General features: G+C 39.2%; 19 protein-coding genes and 3 tRNA genes. 14 read left to right on the top strand and 8 right to left on the bottom strand.

Annotated elements, in window-relative coordinates:
- Window positions 1-184: 184 nt before the first annotated feature.
- Together F927_RS05095 and F927_RS05090 are read left to right on the top strand one after the other, a co-directional pair.
- On the top strand, window positions 185-2,455 hold the full coding sequence (locus F927_RS05095) for an NADP-dependent malic enzyme (protein WP_005082025.1): 2,271 nt from the start codon (window positions 185-187) through the stop codon (window positions 2,453-2,455).
- A 93-nt stretch (window positions 2,456-2,548) separates the two neighbouring features.
- Window positions 2,549-3,778 (top strand): multifunctional CCA addition/repair protein, encoded by a 1,230-nt coding sequence (locus tag F927_RS05090; protein WP_005082023.1) that lies wholly within the window; start codon window positions 2,549-2,551, stop codon window positions 3,776-3,778.
- A 55-nt stretch (window positions 3,779-3,833) separates the two neighbouring features.
- Here F927_RS05090 and tsf read toward each other — a convergent pair whose 3' ends face one another.
- The gene (gene tsf / locus F927_RS05085; protein ID WP_005082022.1) at window positions 3,834-4,709 is read right to left on the bottom strand and encodes a translation elongation factor Ts; all 876 of its coding nucleotides are present in this window, start codon (window positions 4,707-4,709) and stop codon (window positions 3,834-3,836) included.
- Between the two features lie 139 nt (window positions 4,710-4,848).
- On the bottom strand, window positions 4,849-5,601 hold the full coding sequence (rpsB, locus tag F927_RS05080; protein WP_005082020.1) for a 30S ribosomal protein S2: 753 nt from the start codon (window positions 5,599-5,601) through the stop codon (window positions 4,849-4,851).
- A 500-nt stretch (window positions 5,602-6,101) separates the two neighbouring features.
- On the opposite strand from rpsB, the gene map reads away from it, so the two are divergent.
- The 4 genes from map to F927_RS05060 all read left to right on the top strand — a co-directional run bounded on the left by map (window position 6,102) and on the right by F927_RS05060 (window position 11,208).
- Window positions 6,102-6,926, top strand: coding sequence for a type I methionyl aminopeptidase (gene map, locus F927_RS05075; protein WP_005082019.1), 825 nt, complete (start codon window positions 6,102-6,104; stop codon window positions 6,924-6,926).
- Between the two features lie 192 nt (window positions 6,927-7,118).
- Window positions 7,119-8,177: an OmpW/AlkL family protein gene (locus tag F927_RS05070; RefSeq protein WP_004638481.1), complete on the top strand. Its 1,059-nt coding sequence runs from the start codon at window positions 7,119-7,121 to the stop codon at window positions 8,175-8,177.
- Window positions 8,178-8,567: 390 nt separating this feature from the next.
- Window positions 8,568-9,914 (top strand): MFS transporter, encoded by a 1,347-nt coding sequence (locus F927_RS05065; RefSeq protein WP_005082017.1) that lies wholly within the window; start codon window positions 8,568-8,570, stop codon window positions 9,912-9,914.
- 82 nt (window positions 9,915-9,996) lie between these two features.
- Complete coding sequence (locus F927_RS05060) at window positions 9,997-11,208, top strand: alginate export family protein (RefSeq protein ID WP_017394374.1); 1,212 nt, start codon at window positions 9,997-9,999, stop codon at window positions 11,206-11,208.
- 194 nt (window positions 11,209-11,402) lie between these two features.
- On the opposite strand, the gene F927_RS05055 is transcribed toward F927_RS05060, so the two are convergent.
- Entirely contained in the window at window positions 11,403-12,584 is a 1,182-nt protein-coding gene (locus F927_RS05055) for a trypsin-like peptidase domain-containing protein (RefSeq protein WP_005082015.1), read from the bottom strand.
- Between the two features lie 194 nt (window positions 12,585-12,778).
- Here F927_RS05055 and F927_RS05050 point away from each other — a divergent pair, with 194 nt between their 5' ends.
- From F927_RS05050 to F927_RS05020, 7 genes are all read left to right on the top strand, one after another.
- Window positions 12,779-13,537, top strand: a complete 759-nt coding sequence (locus F927_RS05050; RefSeq protein ID WP_005082014.1) for a Nif3-like dinuclear metal center hexameric protein — start codon at window positions 12,779-12,781, stop codon at window positions 13,535-13,537.
- Window positions 13,538-13,873: 336 nt separating this feature from the next.
- Complete coding sequence (locus F927_RS05045; RefSeq protein ID WP_005082013.1) at window positions 13,874-14,497, top strand: superoxide dismutase; 624 nt, start codon at window positions 13,874-13,876, stop codon at window positions 14,495-14,497.
- 225 nt (window positions 14,498-14,722) lie between these two features.
- Window positions 14,723-15,349 carry a superoxide dismutase gene (locus tag F927_RS05040; RefSeq protein WP_004638474.1) on the top strand — a complete coding sequence of 209 codons (627 nt, stop codon included), beginning with the start codon at window positions 14,723-14,725 and terminating at the stop codon, window positions 15,347-15,349.
- A 147-nt stretch (window positions 15,350-15,496) separates the two neighbouring features.
- Window positions 15,497-15,572 (top strand) — tRNA-Asn (locus F927_RS05035).
- Between the two features lie 6 nt (window positions 15,573-15,578).
- Window positions 15,579-15,654 (top strand) — tRNA-Asn (locus tag F927_RS05030).
- Window positions 15,655-15,713: 59 nt separating this feature from the next.
- Window positions 15,714-15,789 (top strand) — tRNA-Asn (locus F927_RS05025).
- Window positions 15,790-15,844: 55 nt separating this feature from the next.
- On the top strand, window positions 15,845-16,285 hold the full coding sequence (locus F927_RS05020) for a DUF2726 domain-containing protein (RefSeq protein ID WP_005082012.1): 441 nt from the start codon (window positions 15,845-15,847) through the stop codon (window positions 16,283-16,285).
- A gap of 17 nt (window positions 16,286-16,302) precedes the next feature.
- Here the strand turns inward: F927_RS05020 and F927_RS05015 are convergent, their stop codons facing one another.
- The 5 genes from F927_RS05015 to glnA form a co-directional block, all read right to left on the bottom strand.
- Window positions 16,303-16,515: a hypothetical protein gene (locus tag F927_RS05015; RefSeq protein ID WP_005082011.1), complete on the bottom strand. Its 213-nt coding sequence runs from the start codon at window positions 16,513-16,515 to the stop codon at window positions 16,303-16,305.
- An 88-nt stretch (window positions 16,516-16,603) separates the two neighbouring features.
- Window positions 16,604-17,863: an alpha/beta hydrolase family protein gene (locus F927_RS05010; RefSeq protein ID WP_005082010.1), complete on the bottom strand. Its 1,260-nt coding sequence runs from the start codon at window positions 17,861-17,863 to the stop codon at window positions 16,604-16,606.
- Between the two features lie 110 nt (window positions 17,864-17,973).
- On the bottom strand, window positions 17,974-18,855 hold the full coding sequence (gene ubiA / locus F927_RS05005) for a 4-hydroxybenzoate octaprenyltransferase (RefSeq protein ID WP_004638462.1): 882 nt from the start codon (window positions 18,853-18,855) through the stop codon (window positions 17,974-17,976).
- A 14-nt stretch (window positions 18,856-18,869) separates the two neighbouring features.
- Complete coding sequence (locus F927_RS05000; RefSeq protein ID WP_005082009.1) at window positions 18,870-19,361, bottom strand: chorismate--pyruvate lyase family protein; 492 nt, start codon at window positions 19,359-19,361, stop codon at window positions 18,870-18,872.
- A 123-nt stretch (window positions 19,362-19,484) separates the two neighbouring features.
- Window positions 19,485-20,900: a type I glutamate--ammonia ligase gene (glnA, locus tag F927_RS04995; protein ID WP_171055742.1), complete on the bottom strand. Its 1,416-nt coding sequence runs from the start codon at window positions 20,898-20,900 to the stop codon at window positions 19,485-19,487.
- A gap of 619 nt (window positions 20,901-21,519) precedes the next feature.
- Between glnA and F927_RS04990 the strand changes: the two genes are divergently transcribed.
- Complete coding sequence (locus tag F927_RS04990) at window positions 21,520-22,104, top strand: anthranilate synthase component II (protein WP_005082008.1); 585 nt, start codon at window positions 21,520-21,522, stop codon at window positions 22,102-22,104.
- Window positions 22,105-22,461 lie beyond the last annotated feature (357 nt).

The raw sequence follows: 22,461 nt of genomic DNA, 5'->3' as shown, positions 1-22,461 counted from the left end.
ATTTACGACTTTAACCCTTCATTTTTAGTTGAAAATAATTTGTCAATAAGTCGTATCATTCAGTGAAAATAAGCTATTTTGACTGGGCGAAAGCATGAACTAGTGCTATATTCTTGTGCACTTATCTTAATATAATAATCAGTCATATATATGCATGATTATTATCGGAACAATCGAGACTCAGATGGACGATCAATCTTTAAAACAAGCCGCTTTGTATTACCATGAATTTCCTACTCCTGGAAAAATCAGTGTGACACCTAGCAAGCAGCTCGTTAACCAACGAGATTTAGCGCTTGCATATTCCCCTGGTGTTGCAGCTCCATGTTTAGAAATCGAACGTGACCCTTCTGCCGCTGCGAAATATACAGCGCGTGGTAACTTGGTTGCCGTCGTGAGTAATGGTACAGCAGTTCTTGGTTTAGGGAACATTGGTCCTTTAGCATCCAAGCCTGTTATGGAAGGTAAAGGCGTACTTTTCAAAAAATTTGCAGGCGTTGATGTCTTTGATATTGAAATCGCGGAAAATGATCCAGATAAAATCGTTGATATCGTTGCTGCATTAGAACCAACTTTTGGTGGTATTAACCTTGAAGATATTAAGGCACCAGAATGTTTCTATATCGAGAAAAAACTACGCGAACGCATGAAAATTCCTGTGTTCCATGATGATCAACATGGCACAAGTATTATCGTAGGTTCAGCATTACTCAACGCGCTCCAAATCGTAAATAAGAAAATCGATGAAATCAAAATCGTCGCTTCAGGTGCAGGTGCTGCTGCACTGTCATGCCTAGATTTGTTGTGTGCTCTAGGTGTAAACAAAGAAAATATCATTGTTGCTGACTCTCGCGGCCTCCTTACCACTTCACGTGATGGATTGGATGATTCGAAAAAGCGCTATGTTCAAGACATTAAAGCAACGCAATTAAATGAAGTAATTGCTGGCGCAGACATGTTCTTAGGTCTTTCTGCGGCAGGCATTTTAACCAAAGAAATGGTTAAAGAAATGGCTGAGAATCCGATCATTTTTGCGCTTGCGAACCCTGATCCTGAGATTCTACCTGAACATGCACATGAAGTACGTCCAGATGTCATTATGGCAACAGGTCGTTCAGATTATCCAAACCAAGTAAATAATGCACTTTGCTTCCCATATATTTTCCGTGGCGCGTTAGATGTGGGTGCAACCACCATTAACGAAGAAATGAAAATTGCCTGTGTACATGCTATCGCGCGTATGGCACATGTAGAAGCAGATGCGGCTACCTATGGTGAAAAGTCAGCCTCATTTGGTCGTGATTACTTAATCCCACGCCCGCTTGATCAACGTTTAATTTTAGAAATTGCACCAGCAGTTGCAAAAGCGGCAATGGATTCTGGTGTTGCTACTCGCCCGATCGAAGATTTCTCCGCATACCGTCAACGACTTTCTGAGTTTGTTTATAACTCAGCATTCTTGATGAAACCAATTTTTGCTCAAGCAAAAACTGATCCTAAACGTATTGCATATGCTGAAGGCGAAGATGAACGTGTATTACGTGCAGTTCAAATCGCAGTAGATGAAGGCTTGGCAAAACCAATTTTAGTTGGTCGTACAACTGTAATCGAGGCAAATATCAAAAAATTAGGCTTACGCTTACAGCATGGCTTAAATATTGAAATCGTTGATCAAGAACAAAATCCGTTGTACGAAGAGTTTTGGAAAGATTACTACCAAACGATGCAACGTAAAGGTGTAACGGTTGAATATGCGCAACGTGAAACTCGTCGTCGCTCAACATTGATTGCAGCGTTACTTGTGAAATTTGGTAAAGCAGACGGTATGCTTTGTGGTACTTATAGTAGCTATGATATCCATTTAGATTTTGTCCGTAATGTGATTGGTCTAAAAGAAGGTCGCAGTACATTCTTTACCCTGAATGCATTGATGCTTGAAGATCGCAATCTTTTCATCGCAGATACTTACGTCAATACCAATCCAACAGCCGCTCAATTGGCAGAGATGACCATTTTGGCTGCAGAAGAAGTGCGCCGCTTTGGTATTACACCACGTGTAGCTCTACTCTCTCACTCAAGTTTTGGTAGTGATCAACAAGACGCAAGCGCCCAGAAAATGCGTGAAGTCTATCGTTTACTTACAGAACAAGCGCCTGATTTAGAGGTTGAAGGTGAGATGCACGGTGATGCAGCACTTGACGAAAATATCCGTCATTTTGCATTTCCAAATTCGCGCTACAAAGGCTCAGCAAACTTGTTAATTATGCCGAATCTAGATGCAGCAAACATTTCATTTAATTTGTTAAAAGCAACTTCTGGCAATAATGTAACTATTGGGCCAATTTTGTTAGGTGCTGCTAAACCAGTTCATATTTTGACACCAACGGCAACAACACGTCGTTTGATCAATATGACAGCGTTAACTGTTGCAGAGATCCAACAAAGTCAAAACTAAAGTTTAGAACGAGCTTGCCTAGAAAAGCTCCTCATGAGACTTGAGAAAACCTCTGTTCTGTAGCATGATTGTGTGAAGAATAGAGGTTTTTTCATGCAAGTTTATTTAGTAGGCGGTGCTGTTCGAGATCAGTTACTTGGGCATCCCTATCACGAAAAAGATTATGTTGTGGTCGGTGCAACACCCGATCAATTGCTCGCTGAGGGTTATCAGCCCGTTGGCAAAGACTTCCCTGTATTTCTACATCCTAAAACAAAAGAAGAATATGCGCTTGCCCGTACAGAAAGAAAATCAGGCGTTGGTTATCATGGCTTTCAATTTTTCACAGATGCAGATGTGAGCTTAGAAGAGGATCTCATCCGAAGAGATCTAACCATTAATGCCATGGCAATGGATGCCAACGGTCAAGTCTATGACCCATATGGTGGTCAAAAAGACTTAGAGCAAAAAATCCTTCGCCATGTCTCTCATGCATTTACCGAAGATCCATTGCGTGTACTACGTGTTGCCCGATTTGCTGCACGGTATGAATCTTACGGATTCAAAATTGCAGATGAAACATTACACTTGATGCGGGAAATTGCTGAGTCTGGTGAGTTAAATGAATTAACACCTGAGCGTGTGTGGAAAGAAACAGCACGAGCATTGATGGAAGATCATGCTGATGTATATTTCAAAATTCTTAGAGAATGTCATGCTCTAAAAATTTTATTTCCAGAAGTTGATGCACTTTTTGGCGTTCCGCAACGACCTGAATACCACCCAGAAATCGATTGTGGTATCCATACATTAATGGCGCTTCAGCAAGCCTGTAAAGCAGACTATGCCTTAGATGTAAGATTTGCGGTCTTAGTACATGACTTAGGTAAAGCACTCACACCTATCGAGGAACTCCCAAGACATGTGATGCATGAAGAACGCGGTATACAACCTGTCACAGTATTATGCGATCGCTTAAAAGTTCCCACACACCTCAAAAATCTAGCTTTGACAGTATGTAAAGAACATTTAAAGTGCCATCAAGTACAAATCTTAAAGCCAGGCACGCTTTGGCGTTTTCTACAACGTTTAGATGTATTACGTCGCCCTGAAAAAGTTAGAGCATTTGTGCAAGCGTGTGAATGTGATGCACGAGGGCGTTTAGGTATGGAAGACCGACCATATCCTCAAGCACAATTTATACTCAATGCCATGGATATAGTGAGAAATATCCGTGCTCAAGACCTACCAGAACACGTTAAAGGTCCTGAAATCGGTGAAATGTTAATTCAATATAGAATTGAAGCTTTAGCAGATTTCAAAGCACAACTTGAGAAACAATAAACTTAAGCTATAAAAAAACCCAGTCATAATGACTGGGTTTTTTAGAAGATACGAATTACTTCGCAGCAGCTTGTGCAGCAGCAACTTCTTCAGCAAAGCTCATTTCAGCTTTCTTCTCAATACCTTCACCTACTTCAAAGCGAGTGAATTGAGCAACAACTGTACCAGTCGCTTTTAATACATCAGCAACTTTCTTATCGTTGTCGATAACATACATTTGACGATCAAGCGCAACTTCGTTCAAGTATTTCTCAACTGAACCAGTAACCATTTTCTCAACGATGTTTGCAGGCTTACCAGATTCTAAAGCTTTTGCTTCAGCAATTTCTTTCTCTTTAGCGATCAAGTCAGCTGGAACAGCTTCAGCATTTACTGCAACTGGGTTGAACGCAGCAACGTGCATTGCAATACCTTTACCAGTATCAGCATCACCAGTGTAAGAAACAACAACACCGATTTTTAAACCGTGCTTGTAAATAGCCAAGTTTTCGCCTTCAACGATTTGAGCACGACGTACTTGGATGTTTTCACCGATTTTTTGAACAAGTGCAACACGCGCTTCTTCAACAGTAGAACCATCTTCAAGTTTAAGTTCAGCAATTTTCGCAGCATCAGTTTCATTTGCAGCAAGTGCAGCTGTCGCTACTTTATCAGAGAAGTTTTTGAAGTTTTCGTCTTTAGCAACGAAGTCAGTTTGACAGTTAACTTCAACAAGAATCGCTTTATTACCGTTTTGAACGATCGTGATCGCACCATCAGCAGCAATGTTGCCTGCTTTTTTAGCAGCTTTTGCTTGACCTGATTTACGAAGGTTATCAATCGCAAGTTCGATGTCACCGCCTGCTTCTGTTAATGCTTTTTTGCATTCCATCATTGCAAGACCAGTACGGTCACGTAATTCTTTTACCATGCTTGCAGTAATTGCAGTCATGTTGATCTCCTAAAATCGGTAGAATATAAATCTGTTCAACAAAAACGGCCCAAAGGTTTCTCTGGGCCGTTTTGCTTTCTCGACGCTCAATTTGTCATCATTTTAAATCACAAAAATGACAAGCTTGCGTCAAAACGCATTAAGCCTCAGGAGCTTCTTTAGCAGCTTCTTCGCCTTTCGCTTGTGCATTCGCTTGTGATTGAGCGTATTCTTTACCAGCAAGAATCGCATCAGCCATAGCTGAAGCATACAAAGTAACTGCACGGATCGCATCGTCGTTACCAGGAATAACGTAATCTACGTTATCTGGGTTAGAGTTTGTATCAACGATACCGATTACAGGAATACCTAAGTTTTTAGCTTCTTTAATTGCAATCGCTTCGTGATCAACGTCGATTACAAATAATGCGTCAGGTAAACCACCCATGTTTTTAACGCCGCCTAAAGCACGTTCAAGTTTTTCCATCTCACGAGTACGCTCTAAAGCTTCACGTTTAGTAAGCTTAGCAAAAGTACCGTCTTGAGATTGAGTTTGAAGATCTTTTAAACGGTTGATAGATTGGCGAAGTGTTTTCCAGTTCGTCAACATACCACCTAACCAACGGTGATCTACATATGGTTGACCAGCACGTTGAGCTTGTTCACGGATGATGTTAGAAGCAGCTCGTTTTGTACCAACGAATAATACTTTGTTCTTTTTGCTCGCCAAGTTGTTAACAAAGTTCAAAGCATCATTTAACGCAGGAACAGTGTGCTCAAGGTTGATGATGTGAATTTTGTTACGCGCGCCAAAAATGTATTGACGCATTTTTGGGTTCCAGAAACGAGTTTGGTGACCAAAGTGTGCGCCTGCTTGAAGAAGGTCGCGCATGCTTACGTTGTAATCTGCCATTTTCTTTACCTTAAAGTTTGGGTTAGGCCTCCATATATCCGCATTCTCCACCCAAGGGATTGCTGTTACTTTATCAGTGGTTGCGACAGAGGACGCTTTTTAGACAATACAAGGCATGAATAGTGAAATTTAGCACTCTAAATGAACTATTCATAACGCCGTAGTGTCAAAAAACGACCCTGTCCCATAGGGTTGTGGCTAAAATCCCCTCATACTTCGTTATGAAACTTGATAAGGGAATACCATTACCAGCGTTTCATGCCTCGCATGCAGAAATTTTAGCCTACAACGCAACTCACATATAAAGTGACAACAATCCCTAGAAGCACCCAGAGTAATGTGACGATATATGTGCGGATTTTTTACGACTATTTATTATCAAACAATTCCGCAAAAGCCTCCAATAAAAATAAAGAAGATTTGTCACGAAAAGCATTTGATAAAATAGGCGGCTATTTATACCATAGACACTTGCAAATTACCAAAAGTTTTTAGAGATCATGAATACAACTTATACAGCTCCTCGTCGATTAATTAAAACACCTGAAGAAATTGAAAAGATGCGTGTTGCAGGGAAATTGGCTGCTGAAGTTTTAGACATGATTAAACCGCATATTAAAGCGGGTGTGAGTACACTAGAACTCGATACAATCTGTCGCAATCATATTGAAAATGTACAAGATGCTATTCCCGCTTGTGTTGGGTACGGTGCAGCACCAGGTCGACCTGCTTTCCAACACTCGATTTGTACTTCTGTTAACCATGTTGTTTGTCATGGTATTCCATCTGAGAATAAAATTTTAAAACCCGGCGACATTCTAAATATTGATGTCACTGTCATTAAAGATGGTTATCACGGCGATACCAATATGATGTACATCGTTGGTGGCGAGACTTCTATTTTAGCAAATCGCCTGTGCTCAGTCGCACAAGAAGCAATGTATCGTGGAATGGCGACCGTGAAAGATGGTTCATATCTTGGTGATGTTGGGCACGCCATTCAACAATATGTTGAGTCTGAACGCTTCAGTGTAGTACGTGAATACTGCGGTCATGGAATTGGTAATGTTTTCCATGATGAGCCTCAAGTTTTACACTATGGGCAAAAAGGCACAGGAATGCGTCTTGAAGCAGGAATGACCTTTACTATTGAACCAATGGTCAATGCAGGTGTATGGCAAACTAAACTTTTGGGTGACAAATGGACAGTTGTCACCAAAGACCATAAGTTGTCAGCTCAATATGAACACACGATCTTAGTGACAAAAACAGGAATTGAGGTATTAACCGCCCGTCCAGAAGAAGATCTTTCACGTTTTCAATAATTCGTTTTTGAGGGTGAGTACTTATGTACTCGCCCTTTTTTAGATTGAAAATCACCCAATTTTAATTCAATTACTACATTTTTTTTCATAGTTATAACAATTATAAATTCTATCTAAACAAAGTCTGCATAAAAAAGCGTTATGGTGAGCGCTAGAAAAATCCTTACAAACTTTAGGACATGGAGTCCCAAGATGATGAAGAAATCATTTGCATGCATGATTGCGACAGGTTTATGTGCCCTTCCTACACTTTCTTTTGCAGATTCACCATATTTTAGCCTCAAAGATGGAGATGGATTTAAGCGCTTCTCTGTTTCAGCAGGTTGGTTACATGCTATGCCGCAAGGGTCGGCAAATCCAATTAATATCAATACCAGTGTTACTGAAGGGACTAAATCCAAAGTTGGATCAGTGTCTAAAGAAGCTGTACTCGCTGCTGCAGATCGTGATTCGAATAAAACACTGTATGATACAATCAAAATACAACCACTTGATCCTGTGCCAGGTGCATTAACTGGCACTGCTACCATACAAGGTTTATCTAATTGGCAAAGCCAAGGAACAGGTTTAGAAGCAGATAATGTAGATACTGTTGGCTTGATGATAAATTATAATTTCACCGATAACTTTTCATTAGAAGTGAAAGCAGGTATTCCTCCCAAAGTAGATATCAAAGGCAAGGGTGATATTTATGCACCTTTAACAGGTAAAGCTGAGACAATTTTAGGAACAATTGGTCTAAAGCAAGACATTCATATTACCGACCTCTCCCAAGGCGATAAAGCTGCATCTGCGCGTGCCTGGCTACCAGCTGTAGAACTTCATTACCAATTTGGCAAGTCAGGTGTCAATAAATTTCGCCCCTATGTCGGGGCTGGTGTTATGTATGCATACTTTAACTCATTAAAAATCAATCCTGCGATTGAATCAGATCTTATTGCAGCAGGTCATATGATCCAGAATATCCATGATGATAAAGCTGGCGCTGCCTTAGATGGTAAAACTTCATCAGCAGATCCCGTTGTTAAACTGAAAGCGACGGATACCTTTGCCCCGATTGTAACTGTAGGTGCAACTTATGATTTCAAACCGAATTGGTTTGCTGTTGGCTCCGTTTCTTATTCAAAAATGAATAATGAGGCAAAAATTTATGTTACTGACCGAAATACAGGTAAAGAGTTGATTCGTGCAAATACTAAAATCGACATTGATCCACTCATCACTTATGTTGGTATCGGCTACCGCTTCTAGTCTTTGCTTTTTATCAAAGCAGCTTCGGCTGCTTTTTTTGTGATCGCTATGTTTTTAATTAAACCGTATAAAAATGATGCACCATTTAAAAACAACTCATTCAATATTGCCTTACAGTTGCTATCACATTTCCTGTTTTTAAATTTAAGAAACTACCCACTCGGAATCTATAACAATAGAATAATTAATTTTCGCGATTTAAATTAGAATTTTAAATTGTTCTTTTGGTTAAATATTTTTATTGGCACAACCCTTGCATACTTCATAACATACAGAATCAATGTCGATTCAAAAAAATTTGTTGGCGGCCAATGATGTCCGTTCTGTTCGGTTTGTAAGCATAAACGTTTGGCTTACAGAGTAATATTTCGTTCAGTTCAGGGGAAGGCTATGTCTTCAAAAACGAGTCTAGATGCAAAGAAAGCAACTGAAATAAAATTATTTAGCTTCGCAACACCTGCAATGCGTGCATTCCATATGACATGGTTGGCATTCTTTGTTTGTTTTTTCGCATGGTTTGCCTGCGCTCCGCTAATGCCTGTAATTGCGGGTGAATTTAATTTAACCAAAGCCCAAATTGCAAACATCAATATTGCAGCTGTTGCAATCACCATCGTTATCCGCCTCATTGTCGGTCCGCTCTGTGACAAATATGGACCACGCAAGACCTATACCGCCCTATTGATTCTCGGCAGTATTCCTGTGTTTGGTGTTGCTGCTGCCAATACCTATGAATCCTTTTTATTTTTCCGTCTTTTAATTGGGGCGATTGGGGCAAGTTTCGTAATTACCCAATACCATACCAGCGTCATGTTCGCACCAAATGTTGTTGGTACTGCCAATGCCGCTGCGGCAGGTTGGGGAAATGCTGGTGGCGGTGCAACGCAAGCGATCATGCCACTCATTCTAGGTGCCATCATCATGTTTGGTGTTGAGCAAGCAATGGGCTGGCGTATCGCACTACTTGTTCCAGGAATCATGATGGTAGTCGTGGGTATACTTTACTGGAAACTGACACAAGATAGTCCTCAAGGCAACTTCAAAGAATTAAGAGAACAAGGTATAGAAGCTGGCAATATTAAAAAAGGTGGTACAGCTATTTTAATGCAGGCCGCTCGTAATTACCGTGTTTGGGTTTTATTTACCGCTTATGCAGCATGTTTTGGCATCGAGATCTTCATTCATAATATTGCCGCAATGTACTATGTTGACCATTTTAATATGGGCTTGAAAGAAGCTGGACTTACTGCTGGAATTTTCGGCCTACTCGCACTATTTGCTCGCGCATTGGGTGGTATCGTTTCTGATAAAGTAGCTGCCAATAAAGGGTTGGATGGACGTACGCGGATATTATTCTTACTGATCTTGGGTGAAGGGTTATTCCTCATCATTTTCTCCCAAATGAATACTGTCATACTTGCTGTACTTGCCATGACCGTTTTTGCACTATTTACTCATATGGCATGTGGTGCGACTTATGCACTCGTACCATTTATTGATCGTGACGCGCTTGGAGGTGTGGCTGGCATTATTGGTGCAGGCGGTAATGTTGGTGCTGTCGCCGCAGGATTCCTTCTCAAAGGTTTACTTGACATCCAAACTTGTCTCATGATCTTAGGCTGTCTCGTCACTGTTGCCGCATTCAGTGTCATTCTGATTCGCTTCTCAGTCGAACATAAAGAAAAAGAACAACAACTGTTTGAGCAAGCTTTGCTTGAACGTAACTCAACTGCTTAATTTAACGCTGCTCTAAGGGATGTGCTTATTCACACATCCCTCCTAGCCACTTATATCTAATTTTAACTCTAGGGGAAATATGATGAAAATCATTTCAATTTCTTTGATCGCACTCGGCTGTATTTCTACAACACATCTACTTGCTAATAGCGATTTTTTGACAAACACCAAGCTTTCACTCGATAGCCGCTTACGTTTCGAAATGGTTGATCAAGACAACCCATTAAAGAAAGCTGAAGCTGCTACTTTGCGGATACGCCCTGCACTGCAAACGGGTACATGGCAAGGCTTGAGTATATATGCACAGGGCGAGGCAAACATCGAACTCAATGATCGCTTTAATAGCACTCGAAACAATGAAACCACCTATAGCACCGTTCCTGATCCCAAAAACTTAGATCTTAATCAGTTATATTTAAATTATAACAGTTCCAAGTTTGATGCTCGATTAGGTCGGCAAGTTATCAATCTAGATAATCAACGTTTTATTGGCTCCGTTGGTTGGCGTCAAAATGAACAAAGTTACGATGCAATTAGCTTCAATTTTAAAGCTGATCCAAAACTCCAGCTCTACTATGCTTATATTGAACAGGTAAACACAATTTTTGGTAGTGAAACAGCTAAACCCATTGCATTAAAAGCCCAAGACGGCAAACAGGATAGTCAAATCCATTTAGCACAAATTAAATACAGTTATAGCCCTCAGCTTAATGCTGTAGTTTATGGCTATTTTCTTGACTTTGAAGACCTCAATGCTTGGTCAAATCAAAGCTATGGTCTTCGTTTAACAGGGAAGCACAAAAACTTTCGTTATAGTGCTGAATATGCAAAACAACAGGACTATGCAGATCAACCATTAACTTACGATACGGATTATTATGCATTAGAACTTGGCTACCAAGTTTCTGGACAAGCACCTCTTGGTGAAGTTGCAATTGGTTACGAAGTTCTAGGTAGTGATAACGGTAAAATTGCTTTTCAAACTCCACTTGCAACTAAACATCGCTTCAATGGTTGGAGTGATCTGTTTTTAAATACACCAGCCAATGGTCTACGTGATCTTTATATAAGCTCAAGTTTTAATATATTCAGTAAAGGTAAATTAACAACAGAGCTACATCATTACCAAAGTGATATAAAAGGATTAAACTATGGCCAAGAATTTTCTCTTTCCTATGGTCAAGCATTACCAATCAAGGGCTTGTCTGGATTAGCAAAATTTTCAAGTTATCAGGCTGAAGATTTTGGTGTCGATACCGAAAAGCTTTGGTTACAGTTGGATTATAAATTTTAAAAAAATTTTTATTCCTGATTCAATGGATTGAATTGGATTACATCAAAACTTTGACAGTTGTCATCAAATTATCAAATTTGGATGATTTAATAAAAAATAAAAAGCCTATAAAAGCGCAAAAAGCCTGTTGATCGATAAGATCAACAGGCTTTTTTCTTAAGGATGAATTAATCAACCAGTCCTAATTTAAAGCGCTACTGCCCTTTCGGTAGCGGAATATATTGAGATTGAGTATTTTGTTGAACTTTTCGTTCCCCAACCTTCACTTCTAACTTCTGTTGCTTGCCGTCGCGCTCAACAACAACATCAATCATGCTCTCAGGTGCTTGCAATGCAACATAATTAATTAAATGAGAAGCTGACGAAATCTGCTCATCATTGACTTGAACAATGGTATCACCACGTTTGACACCGGCTTGATCAGCTGGACCACCACGTAAGACATCTGCAACCAAAACACCAATCGGTTTTGCAGTGAGTACATTTTCATCTAAATTGTTTGGAATTAGACTAATTCCCAACCAACCACGGACAACACGCCCATCTTTTAGGATAGAGTTTAAAACTTGCTGACAAACCTTCGCAGGGATAGCAAAACCAATTCCAAGTGAACCGCCAGACTGTGAGAAAATCGCAGTATTTACGCCAATTAAATTACCTGCAACATCAATCAACGCCCCACCCGAATTACCTGGATTTATGGCAGCATCCGTTTGAATAAAATCTTCATAGGTGTTAATACCTAAATCTGATCGTCCTGTTGCAGAAATAATCCCTTGCGTAACAGTTTGCCCTACACCAAATGGATTACCAATCGCTAATACAACATCACCAACCTCATTACCACTAAGTTTAAACGGTAATACAGGAAGTTTATCCAACTCAATTTTGATCACAGCTAAATCTGTATCTGGATCTGTACCAATGACTTTCGCTTCTGCGCGACGGCCATCATATAACGCGACAACAATTTGCTCTGCTTGTGCAATCACATGGTTATTTGTCAAAATATAACCATCTGCACGCACGATTACACCTGAACCTAAACTGTTTTCATTTTTGGGTTGCTGCGGAATCTGATTACCAAAAAATTCACGGAATACGGGATCATTTAAAAGCGGATGATTTGGTTGTTTGATTTTTTGAGTGGTAAAAATATTGACCACGGCAGGTGCTGCCACTTTAACCGCGGCATTGTAAGAAACTACCCCACCCATGCGATTTGTATCGACTAAGGGCTCGACCTTTTCTGCTGGCATTTTCACACCATCAGACGCTATTGTTGGTTTCGGCTGATGTGATTTTTGCCAAGCGAGAAAGCTGAATATAACGACAATGAGTAATACCCAAGGTAACCATGTAAATGCACGGCGCACGTTTATTATCCTCTAGGCGAAATTATGTTATGAACAAATTATTAAATCTGTTTTAAGAACAGGAAATTTCCATCATTGTAATGTAAATTACTTAAAAACAATGCAAAAGTTAAAAAAGTTTTGTCTAGCTTTAGTTACATTAAAAAGTATGTTTTTATTGACAGCTATAAAATGTAAATCATTTGAGGAATTCTATGGCAAATTTGCATGACATAGTGCAATGGTGTAATCAAACTTTAAAGTCGAATGAATTTAAAGACTACGCACCAAATGGCTTACAAATCGAAGGCAAGCCCGAAGTCAATAAAATTGTATGTGCTGTGACTGCATCCGAAGATGCTATTGATGCTGCAATTGCACTACAAGCCGATGCTTTATTGGTTCATCATGGCTATTTTTGGAAAGGTGAGCCCTATCCAATCACAGGAATGCGTGGTAATCGTATCAAAAAACTCATTCAAAACAATATTTCACTGATTGCCTATCATCTACCTTTAGACGCTCACCCGACCTTAGGGAATAATGCAGCAATTGCCGATTTAATTGGTTTACAAAACATAGAAGCTTTAGATCCAACAGAAAGACATCCAATCGGAAATATTGGTTATTTAGAACATGCGATAAGTCCTGAACAGTTCAAAGAAAAGCTACAAACAATTTTTGACTTTTCTATTCTTCATCTGCCTTGTAGTAAATCTGCTATCCAAAAAGTAGGTTTCTGTACAGGCGGGGCTCAAGACTTTATCGAAAAAGCTGCTTTGGAAAATTGTGATGCTTATATCTCAGGCGAAGTAAGTGAGCGTACTTTTTATCAAGCTAAAGAGTTAGGTGTGCATTATTTTGCATGCGGACACCATGCAACCGAGCGTTATGGTGTGCAGCGTTTAGCTGAAGCGATTGCAAATCAATTTTCGATTAAAACTGAGTATTTTGAACTCAACAACCCGATTTAACCCAATCCATCTTCTGAGTGGAGTGAAACGCGTTTCACTCCTTTCCCTCGTCTTCTTATAACCGTATCTATTCATGTTGAGTTATTGAAGTCATAAGGACTTCTATTGGCAACCCTTCTAGCTCTTTCATATACGCTAAGAATCGAATACGTCTTCACTTTGCTACACCAACTTAATCCTCAATATAACCAATCATAAATAAAATTTATTTTTTATCTCTTCATCTATAGATAAAAGCAAATTAAAAGATATTGATTCTCATTTGCTTTTAAATGAATAATGAAAGCGCTTCACTTTATACCAATAAAATCATTTTGATTAAAAGGAATCAAACATATGGCTTATTCTCTACCAGCACTACCTTATGCTTACGATGCACTTGAACCCAATATTGATACCAAAACAATGGAAATTCACCACAGTAAACATCATCAGACCTACATCAATAATATTAATGGTGCAATTGAAGGTACAGAATGGGAACAACTCCCAGTAGAAGAATTGGTTGCAAAAGTGAATGATGTCCCTGCCAATCTTAAAAACATGGTAATCAACAATGCAGGAGGCCATGCCAATCACTCACTATTTTGGACTGTCATGAGTCCAGAAGGTGGCGGCAAACCCACTGGGCCTGTTGCAGACGCAATTGATCAACAACTTAGAGGTTTTGATGCTTTTAAAGATGCTTTTACCAAGGCTGCAATTAGTCGTTTTGGTAGTGGTTGGGCATGGCTCAGCGTTACCCCTGAGCATAAACTGATTGTAGAAAGTAGCGCGAATCAAGACTCACCATTGATGTATGGCAATACGCCTATTCTGGGCTTAGATGTATGGGAACATGCATATTATTTAAAATACCAAAACCGCCGTCCTGAATATATTGCTGCGTTTTACAATGTTGTAGATTGGGATGAAGTGAATCGTCGTTATCATGATGCATTACAAACTAAAGCTCAGTAATTTTCTTGGTCAATTAACTGAAATCTACACCTCTAAAAAACGGGTTAGAGCCTTTTAGAACGTTCACTAAACGAACTAAAGACTCTAATCATTGTTGTATCGTATATGTCTCATAAAGAAATTTTTTGCATATTTTGTGTATTAAAAGACTGCCCTATTGTCCATAGAATCATTTACAATAAAGGCACTTGATGTAAAACCCAGCAAATTTGCAAGGAATGAAACATGACAACCATTACTTTACCTGCACTTCCATATGGCTATGATGATTTAGCGCCACACATCACTCGCGAAACTTTAGAATATCATCACGATAAGCATCATAATACATATGTTGTTAACTTGAACAACTTAATCAAAGGTACTGACCTTGAAGGTAAAACTTTAGAGGAAATCATCAAAGCGTCTGCTGGTGATGCTTCTAAAGCTGGTATCTTCAATAACGCGGCTCAAGTATGGAACCACACGTTCTACTGGAACAGCATGAAGCCAAATGGTGGTGGTAAACCAACTGGCGCGATTGCAGCTAAAATCGATGAAGCTTTTGGTAGCTACGAAAAATTTGCAGAAGAATTTACTGCTGCTGCAACAACTCAATTTGGTTCAGGTTGGGCTTGGTTAGTAGCTGATGAAGTAAATGGTAAATTATCAATTACTAAAACTGCCAATGCAGACACACCACTTGCTCATGGTCAAATTGCAGTATTGACGATTGATGTTTGGGAACATGCTTACTACATCGATTTCCGTAACTTACGTCCTAAATACATCGCAACTTTCTTAGAAAGCTTAGTGAACTGGGACTATGCAAATGCAAAACTTGCAGGTCAACCAGCAGGCGTTGAGAAATAATCTTTTATTTCTTGCATAAAAACTGCCCACCTCGGGCAGTTTTTTTATAAATAAAATCCTAAAAGAATATTTATCAAGCAAACGATTCATTTTATTTACTATTCTTGTTGACGCATGAATATTTCATGCCTAAAATGCGCATCAGATTCTCCAATAGCTCAGTCGGTAGAGCGACGGACTGTTAATCCGCAGGTCCCTGGTTCGAGCCCAGGTTGGAGAGCCAAGCTAATCTCCCATAGCTCAGTCGGTAGAGCGACGGACTGTTAATCCGCAGGTCCCTGGTTCGAGCCCAGGTGGGAGAGCCAAATTCTTAAATGAATAGCTTGACCGTTAAAAGTGACATGCATAAAATGCATATCCAGATTCTCCCATAGCTCAGTCGGTAGAGCGACGGACTGTTAATCCGCAGGTCCCTGGTTCGAGCCCAGGTGGGAGAGCCAAGATTCTAAAAACCCACTCCTTTCGAGTGGGTTTTTTATTGACACCTAATCTAAAATGTTTGAATCCAGTCAGCTCATATTTTTAATTATTGGAAGTATTAGTGCCCTACTATTATTGGTCAGTTGCTTACGCCCATACTTTTTTAAACAACAGTTTTTTGCTCGCCCTGTCATCACCAACTTTGAATCACAAATGTTTTTAAGGTTGCAGCAGGCTTTTCCACAACATCATATTTTGGCGCAGGTTGCATTTAGTGCATTAATTACTAGTGATCATTACAAGATTCGAAGCCGCTTTAATCGTAAAGTCACAGACTTTGTAATTTTAGACAAAGATATGCAAGTGATTGCAATTATAGAGTTAGATGATCCTAGCCATATAGGTAAAGAATTAGAAGACAAAAAGCGTGATCACATGTTGCAACAAGCAGGTTATTTAGTACAACGTTATACGCAAATTCCATCTATAAAGCAGTTACAGATGGATATTCGCTAAACTAAACTGATTGAGAATTATTTTTCCAAAATCGCAGCTTCTTGCTCTGCATTTTTTTGTTGCTCAAATCTTTTTGCTATTTCAGCACGTTGCTGCTCATATTCTCTTTTAGTTTTAGCATCACTTTTCGCCGCTAGAAAAGCCATGCCAACGATAAAAATTGGAATCAACAACCCCAACCCCATCAAAACCCATGGTACAGATCTTTTTTCAACAGCATTTTGACTCATAGCCGATTCCAAAAAGTAATATTTCAAACGAGGCGACACTATAACAAAAAAGAGCCTCAATAAAGAGGCCCTTTTACTAATCAATGAGCTATTGGGCTGGCATATTTTGCTTAATAAACTGTACTAGCTCCCCACTCTCGTTTGCTGCAAGAATTGCTCCAGTATGTGATCCATTCACAACAGGATTAGCAGGACTTGGTACAATATCAACAGCCTTTAAAGCCACATCTGTTCCAGAATTATACATTGCTTTGTATAGTGCTTCTGTAATTACATATGGAACGTTGGTATCGTATACACCTTGGATAATATAAATAGGCTTATCCAATTTCTTGGTTGTTGGCTGACTATAGTCAGTTAAAAATTTTTGAATCGTAGCATCTTTCTGAAATGCTTCAGCATTTATACCCGGATACTCCGTTACCTTAGCTGTTGGATTTTCTTCAATATAAGCTTGAATATCTTCTTTATAAACCCCCACCAGTTCAGATAAACATTCTTGCTTTGCTAAACCAGCGATTTCTTTAGCCTTATCACTACCAAACATTGTTTGATAATTGAATGAAGGCTCGTAAGCCGTAATCCCCACGCCAGCCAAAGCAGCATAAGACAACAAAGTTGCATACGTCTCAATCGCAGCAGACTGCGGCAATAAGTTAATTGCTGTTGGAGCCACTTCCAAAATTATTTTACCCAAACTTGATGCTGGTGCTCCTGCAATTGCCCCTTTATAAGTCACATCATTATTTGCATATTCAGCTATTCCCAAGGATGCTTGCCCGCCTTGTGATTGCCCTACAGACATCCATGAGCCTTGTAATTGATTACCATAGTGCTCTTTAGCTGCTTTAACCGCATATAATGCTGAACGTGCTTGGCTTGGAATGTTCAGATAAGGATGCTCACCCTCTCCGCCTAAACCTTCATAATCTGGCGCAACAATTACATATCCCTGCTCTAACAAATTCTTTGCTGTATAGTTTTTAAAATTAGCATTTAATGGTGTATTGGTTGGTGCACATTTATCTGCAACCCCCAAAGTTCCATGAGCCCACACTACAACTCGATAACCATCTTTAGGTTTTGCGATTTTTGGAAACAATACCAAAGCAGAAGTTTCAACCGTCTTCCCCAATACATTTGGCATCTTATAGTTCATTACTTTGATTGAACTAGCCGCACTTAAATCAACCAAGCCTTCCGACTCATAGGTGTAAGATGCTTCAGAAACAAATGATTTACTATTCTGATCAACTTTTGAGTTTGAATCTTTATCATCATTACATGCTGATAAAAATAATGCTGAAATAGAGAATGTTACCGCCAAAGCAATATTAGACCGTTTCATAAAATATCCTTTTAGTCTTTGTCATTTTTTTGTGCATGAAACTACATGCGGTTCTATTAAGGCATAAAAAAAGTGCCCTGCATAGGACACTTTTCAACTAATAAGTCATTTTAAAATATGAAGCTTAAAAAAATTCCAATAAAAATTATCATTCCAACCCAACGATTGTGACGGAATGCCCAAAAACAAATCTGAGGGTCACGATCTTTAGTTTTTAATGCTTGATACACAAAATCTATTGCGACAACAAACAATGCAAGCAGACCAAAAGGTATAAGTAGGTTTTCTAAATATAGCGCTGCGCCTATCAAAACCAAGCTTAGGGCCTGAAGTAAACCAATGATTTGGATATCATAACGACCGAATAAAATTGCGGTAGATTTCACACCAATTTTCAAATCATATTCACGATCAGTTATGGCATATTGCGTGTCATATGCAACCGTCCATGCCAAATTACCAAAATATAATAACCAACATATTAAATCCGGTGTTTGTCCGACAGCCGTATAAGCCATGGGAATAGACCACGAGAAAGCAGCACCTAAAAACACTTGAGGCAAGTGAGTATAGCGTTTCATAAAAGGATAGATGAAAGCGAGAAATAACGCTCCAAATGACCAATAAAACGTTTCAATTGGTAAGAAAAATAACAAACAGGCGCTAGCGGCAACTAAAGCTAAAAAAACAAATACAGCCTCTCTCGCTCGAATCACACCTGTCGCTAGCGGTCGAGTTTTTGTACGCTCAACATGAGCATCCACTTTACGGTCTGCAAAGTCATTAATCGCACAACCTGCAGCCCGCATAAACAAAACCCCTAGCGACATCACGAGCAGTATTTTTAAATCAGGAATTCCTTTGGATGCAACCCACAAGGCCCACATCGTTGGCCAAAACACTAATTCTGTACCAATGGGTTTATCAAAACGACATAAATAATAATAGGCTTCTAAACGCTGTCGCCATGTAGTTTGTTGCACCGTATCCATGCGAATCCTTAGAGTCAATGCTGTTCAATAAACTGTTCAAATCTAGGCAGGAAAGTTTCCTGTACAATAAATTTACATCCATGCCAAGTATAACAACTTTGCCGCGCCCAACCCTCTTCAGTATAAATAATTCGTCTTTCACAGGCAGGATTCGTACGTTGAAATAGAAACCAACCAATTGGCTTATTTCGGATGTATTTAAATATTCTGGCTTTTTTTTGTAGGCTGAGAATCGGAAAAATACTCTTTGCTTTCACCCAAGCTTGTGACTCAGAGCCATAAAGATATGTTTCTCTCACCCATGCAATATGATGTGCAGGCATATTCATCCATTTACTATCAGCAAATGCTAAACGCTGATAATGCTCTCTAATACGCTCAACATGAAACTCACCACCACCGAGATCTGTAAGTTGCTGAGTAAGGGAGCCTGATGCGTACAACCATTTTTTTAATGCAGTAGGAATATCTTTTCCTTTTATTCTACTAGGTTGTAAATTTCGCATGCTTAACTCACTAAAAACATCGCGACTAGTTTACATGAATTTTTTCGTAATAATGTATGAAATTCAACTTCTATCAACAGCATAAAAAAACTCGCCGAAGCGAGTTTTTTTATTTGGGATGTATTACAAGCTGTAGTACATATCAAATTCAACTGGGTGAGTAGTCGTGTTAAGACGACGTACATCTTCAGTTTTAAGTTCGATATATGCATCAAGCATTTCTTTAGTGAACACACCGCCTTTCAACAAGAACTCGTGATCAGCTTTAAGCGCTTCAAGAGCCATATCTAAGCTATGAGCAACTGTTGGGATTTTTGCTTCTTCTTCAGGAGGAAGATCATATAAATTCTTATCAGCAGCTTCACCTGGGTGGATCTTGTTTTGGATACCATCAAGACCAGCCATCAACAATGCCGCAAAACCTAAGTATGGGTTCATCATTGGATCTGGGAAACGAGCTTCGATACGCTTACCTTTAGGGCTTGAAACGTATGGAATACGGATAGATGCAGAACGGTTACGTGCTGAGTAAGCAAGCATGATTGGTGCTTCGTAGTGAGGAACCAAACGCTTATAAGAGTTTGTAGATGGGTTAGTAATCGCATTCAATGCACGCGCGTGCTTGATTACACCACCAATGAAGAACAATGCCATTTCAGATAAACCAGCATATTCATCACCAGCAAACAAGTTCTTGCCATCTTTAGAGATAGACATGTGAACGTGCATACCAGAACCGTTATCACCTACCATTGGCTTAGGCATGAAAGTTGCTGTTTTGCCATATTGGTGAGCAACGTTCCAAACAGCATATTTGAACTGTTGAACTTCGTCTGCTTTACGAACCATTGTATTGAAGCTCACACCAATTTCTAATTGGCAAGATGCAACTTCGTGGTGATGTACTTCTACACGACCAGGTCCCATGATGTCTTCGATACGTGCACACATTTCAGCACGCATGTCTTGATGAGAATCAACTGGAGGAACTGGGAAGTAACCACCCTTAACACGAGGACGGTGACCTGAGTTACCAGCTTCGAAATCTTTGCCAGTAGACCAAGCTGCTTCTTCAGCGATCAGCGTATGACGAGCGCCAGACATGTCGATGTCCCACTTCACTTCGTCAAAAACAAAGAATTCTGGTTCTGGACCAAAGAATGCAGTATCACCGATACCAGTAGATTTTAAGTATTCTTCTGCACGACGAGCAATCGAACGTGGGTCACGCTCGTAACCTTGGCCAGTAGATGGCTCAATTACGTCACAAGTCACAACAACTGTAGGCTCAGCAAAGAACGGGTCAAGGAAACCTGTTTCAGCATCTGGACGTAAGATCATGTCCGAAGCTTCAATGCCTTTCCAACCAGAGATTGAAGAACCATCAAACATTTTACCGTCTTCAAATGTATCTTCATCAATTGTATCTGCTGGGTAAGTTACATGTTGCTCTTTACCCTTAGTATCAGTAAAGCGAAAATCGACCCATTTTGCGCCACTTTCTTTGATGAGTTGAAGGACCTTGTTCGCCATGCTCATTTGCTCCAATGAAATTTATATGCACTTGTTAAGTGCGTGTTAGCTGTTGGTTTATAATAAGCAATTACCATACCAACAATTTTAAAGCATACTTAAAACATTGAAATTCTTTGTAGAAAAAATATTTTAAGCTCCATATCCTATGTCTATTCGCATGTCTGCAATCGCAAATGCACCATATTCACACATTTATATTTTAAGCCGTCCCTAAAAAAGGCTTATTGAGCCAAAATAGTGCAATACATGTAACAAAGAACTATTGTAGTGCTATTTATGCCACGTATCGTTTGCATAAAATTGACTTTTTATATCATTCTTTTCAACATCAATCCAATCAATTCATTTAGACTTTTGATTCACTTGTTGCTTATTTTGACAAAGTATTCAATTTGAAATAATTCTTGTGTTTTTTTTAAGAGTTTTTTTTAATTAATTAATTTTTTGATTTTCCTATCTGCCTGAAATATTCAGCATTGACCATCGGTTTTTGGTATGATGATTTCCCACTATCTTGATCACCCTCCATATTTAGACATTGTTGGTGGCTGAACATTGATACCGAGATTATTTTTTAGAATTCAATCGCACAAAAGTGCTTATTTTCAAAAAGGTTATAATCATGCTTCTAATGATTGACAACTATGACAGCTTTACTTACAACATCGTTCAATACTTTGGTGAATTGAATCAAGAAGTAAAAGTTGTTCGTAATGATCAAGTCACATTAGAGGATATTGAGCGATGGCAGCCGAAATACCTCGTTATTGGTCCTGGTCCATGCTCACCAAGTGAAGCAGGAATTTCAATTCCTGCAATCAACCACTTTGCAGGAAAAATACCTTTACTCGGTGTATGTTTAGGTCATCAAGCGATTGGTCAAGCATTTGGCGGCAACATCATACGAGCCAAAACAGTGATGCATGGTCGTTTGTCTGATATGCACCATAGTGATAAAGGAATTTTTAGCCACCTTCCTTCTCCATTTGCAGCAACGCGTTATCACTCTCTTGTGATCGAACAAGAAAGCTTACCAGAATGCCTAGAAGTGACGTGTTGGACCAACCAAGCCGATGGCACGATTGAAGAGATTATGGGTGTTAAGCACAAAACCCTCCCTGTTGAAGGTGTTCAGTTCCATCCTGAATCTATCTTGAGCCAACACGGGCATCAAATTTTCAAAAATTTCTTAGATATCTATGCTTAAAACTGTAAAAGAATTTCGTGCATAAGTCTGACAGCCTATTCATCTTGAATAGGCTGTTTTAATTTTAAACATCTAAAAACAATAAATAACTACTCTCTATCAAGAATTTTTTATATTTTAAAATTAACATACTGCCTATATTAACTTAGAACAAATCATTCTATTTCAATAATTAATGTATTTTTCACATTAAAAAAGAAAATTAATTAAAGCCATCACCAAGCGTCTAAAAAGTGCTTTTTAATTTTTTCGATTAACTATAGTCATAGGAATGATTAAGCTTTCAGGGTAACACGATGCTAAAATTAAAATCATTATTTATAGCTTCTGGCTCCCTGAATCATCTATCAGGACACC

The sequence above is a fragment of the Acinetobacter haemolyticus CIP 64.3 = MTCC 9819 genome, assembly GCF_000369065.1.
Classification (GTDB): domain Bacteria; phylum Pseudomonadota; class Gammaproteobacteria; order Pseudomonadales; family Moraxellaceae; genus Acinetobacter; species Acinetobacter haemolyticus.
The sequence above is the reverse complement of the archived record's forward strand: the minus strand, read 5'-3'. Positions and strand labels throughout refer to the sequence as shown.

Excerpts from the sequence above, each read along its gene's own strand:
- glnA (WP_171055742.1), bottom strand. The coding sequence starts at position 20,900 with ATGAGCATGGCGAACAAGGTCCTTCAACTCATCAAAGAAAGTGGCGCA.
- F927_RS05010 (WP_005082010.1), bottom strand. The coding sequence starts at position 17,863 with ATGAAACGGTCTAATATTGCTTTGGCGGTAACATTCTCTATTTCAGCA.
- F927_RS05090 (WP_005082023.1), top strand. The coding sequence starts at position 2,549 with ATGCAAGTTTATTTAGTAGGCGGTGCTGTTCGAGATCAGTTACTTGGG.
- F927_RS05070 (WP_004638481.1), top strand. The coding sequence starts at position 7,119 with ATGATGAAGAAATCATTTGCATGCATGATTGCGACAGGTTTATGTGCC.
- F927_RS05040 (WP_004638474.1), top strand. The coding sequence starts at position 14,723 with ATGACAACCATTACTTTACCTGCACTTCCATATGGCTATGATGATTTA.
- F927_RS05000 (WP_005082009.1), bottom strand. The coding sequence starts at position 19,361 with ATGCGAAATTTACAACCTAGTAGAATAAAAGGAAAAGATATTCCTACT.
- tsf (WP_005082022.1), bottom strand. The coding sequence starts at position 4,709 with ATGACTGCAATTACTGCAAGCATGGTAAAAGAATTACGTGACCGTACT.
- ubiA (WP_004638462.1), bottom strand. The coding sequence starts at position 18,855 with ATGGATACGGTGCAACAAACTACATGGCGACAGCGTTTAGAAGCCTAT.
- F927_RS05045 (WP_005082013.1), top strand. The coding sequence starts at position 13,874 with ATGGCTTATTCTCTACCAGCACTACCTTATGCTTACGATGCACTTGAA.
- F927_RS05060 (WP_017394374.1), top strand. The coding sequence starts at position 9,997 with ATGAAAATCATTTCAATTTCTTTGATCGCACTCGGCTGTATTTCTACA.
- F927_RS05095 (WP_005082025.1), top strand. The coding sequence starts at position 185 with ATGGACGATCAATCTTTAAAACAAGCCGCTTTGTATTACCATGAATTT.
- F927_RS05015 (WP_005082011.1), bottom strand. The coding sequence starts at position 16,515 with ATGAGTCAAAATGCTGTTGAAAAAAGATCTGTACCATGGGTTTTGATG.
- map (WP_005082019.1), top strand. The coding sequence starts at position 6,102 with ATGAATACAACTTATACAGCTCCTCGTCGATTAATTAAAACACCTGAA.
- F927_RS04990 (WP_005082008.1), top strand. The coding sequence starts at position 21,520 with ATGCTTCTAATGATTGACAACTATGACAGCTTTACTTACAACATCGTT.
- F927_RS05065 (WP_005082017.1), top strand. The coding sequence starts at position 8,568 with ATGTCTTCAAAAACGAGTCTAGATGCAAAGAAAGCAACTGAAATAAAA.
- F927_RS05020 (WP_005082012.1), top strand. The coding sequence starts at position 15,845 with ATGTTTGAATCCAGTCAGCTCATATTTTTAATTATTGGAAGTATTAGT.
- rpsB (WP_005082020.1), bottom strand. The coding sequence starts at position 5,601 with ATGGCAGATTACAACGTAAGCATGCGCGACCTTCTTCAAGCAGGCGCA.
- F927_RS05050 (WP_005082014.1), top strand. The coding sequence starts at position 12,779 with ATGGCAAATTTGCATGACATAGTGCAATGGTGTAATCAAACTTTAAAG.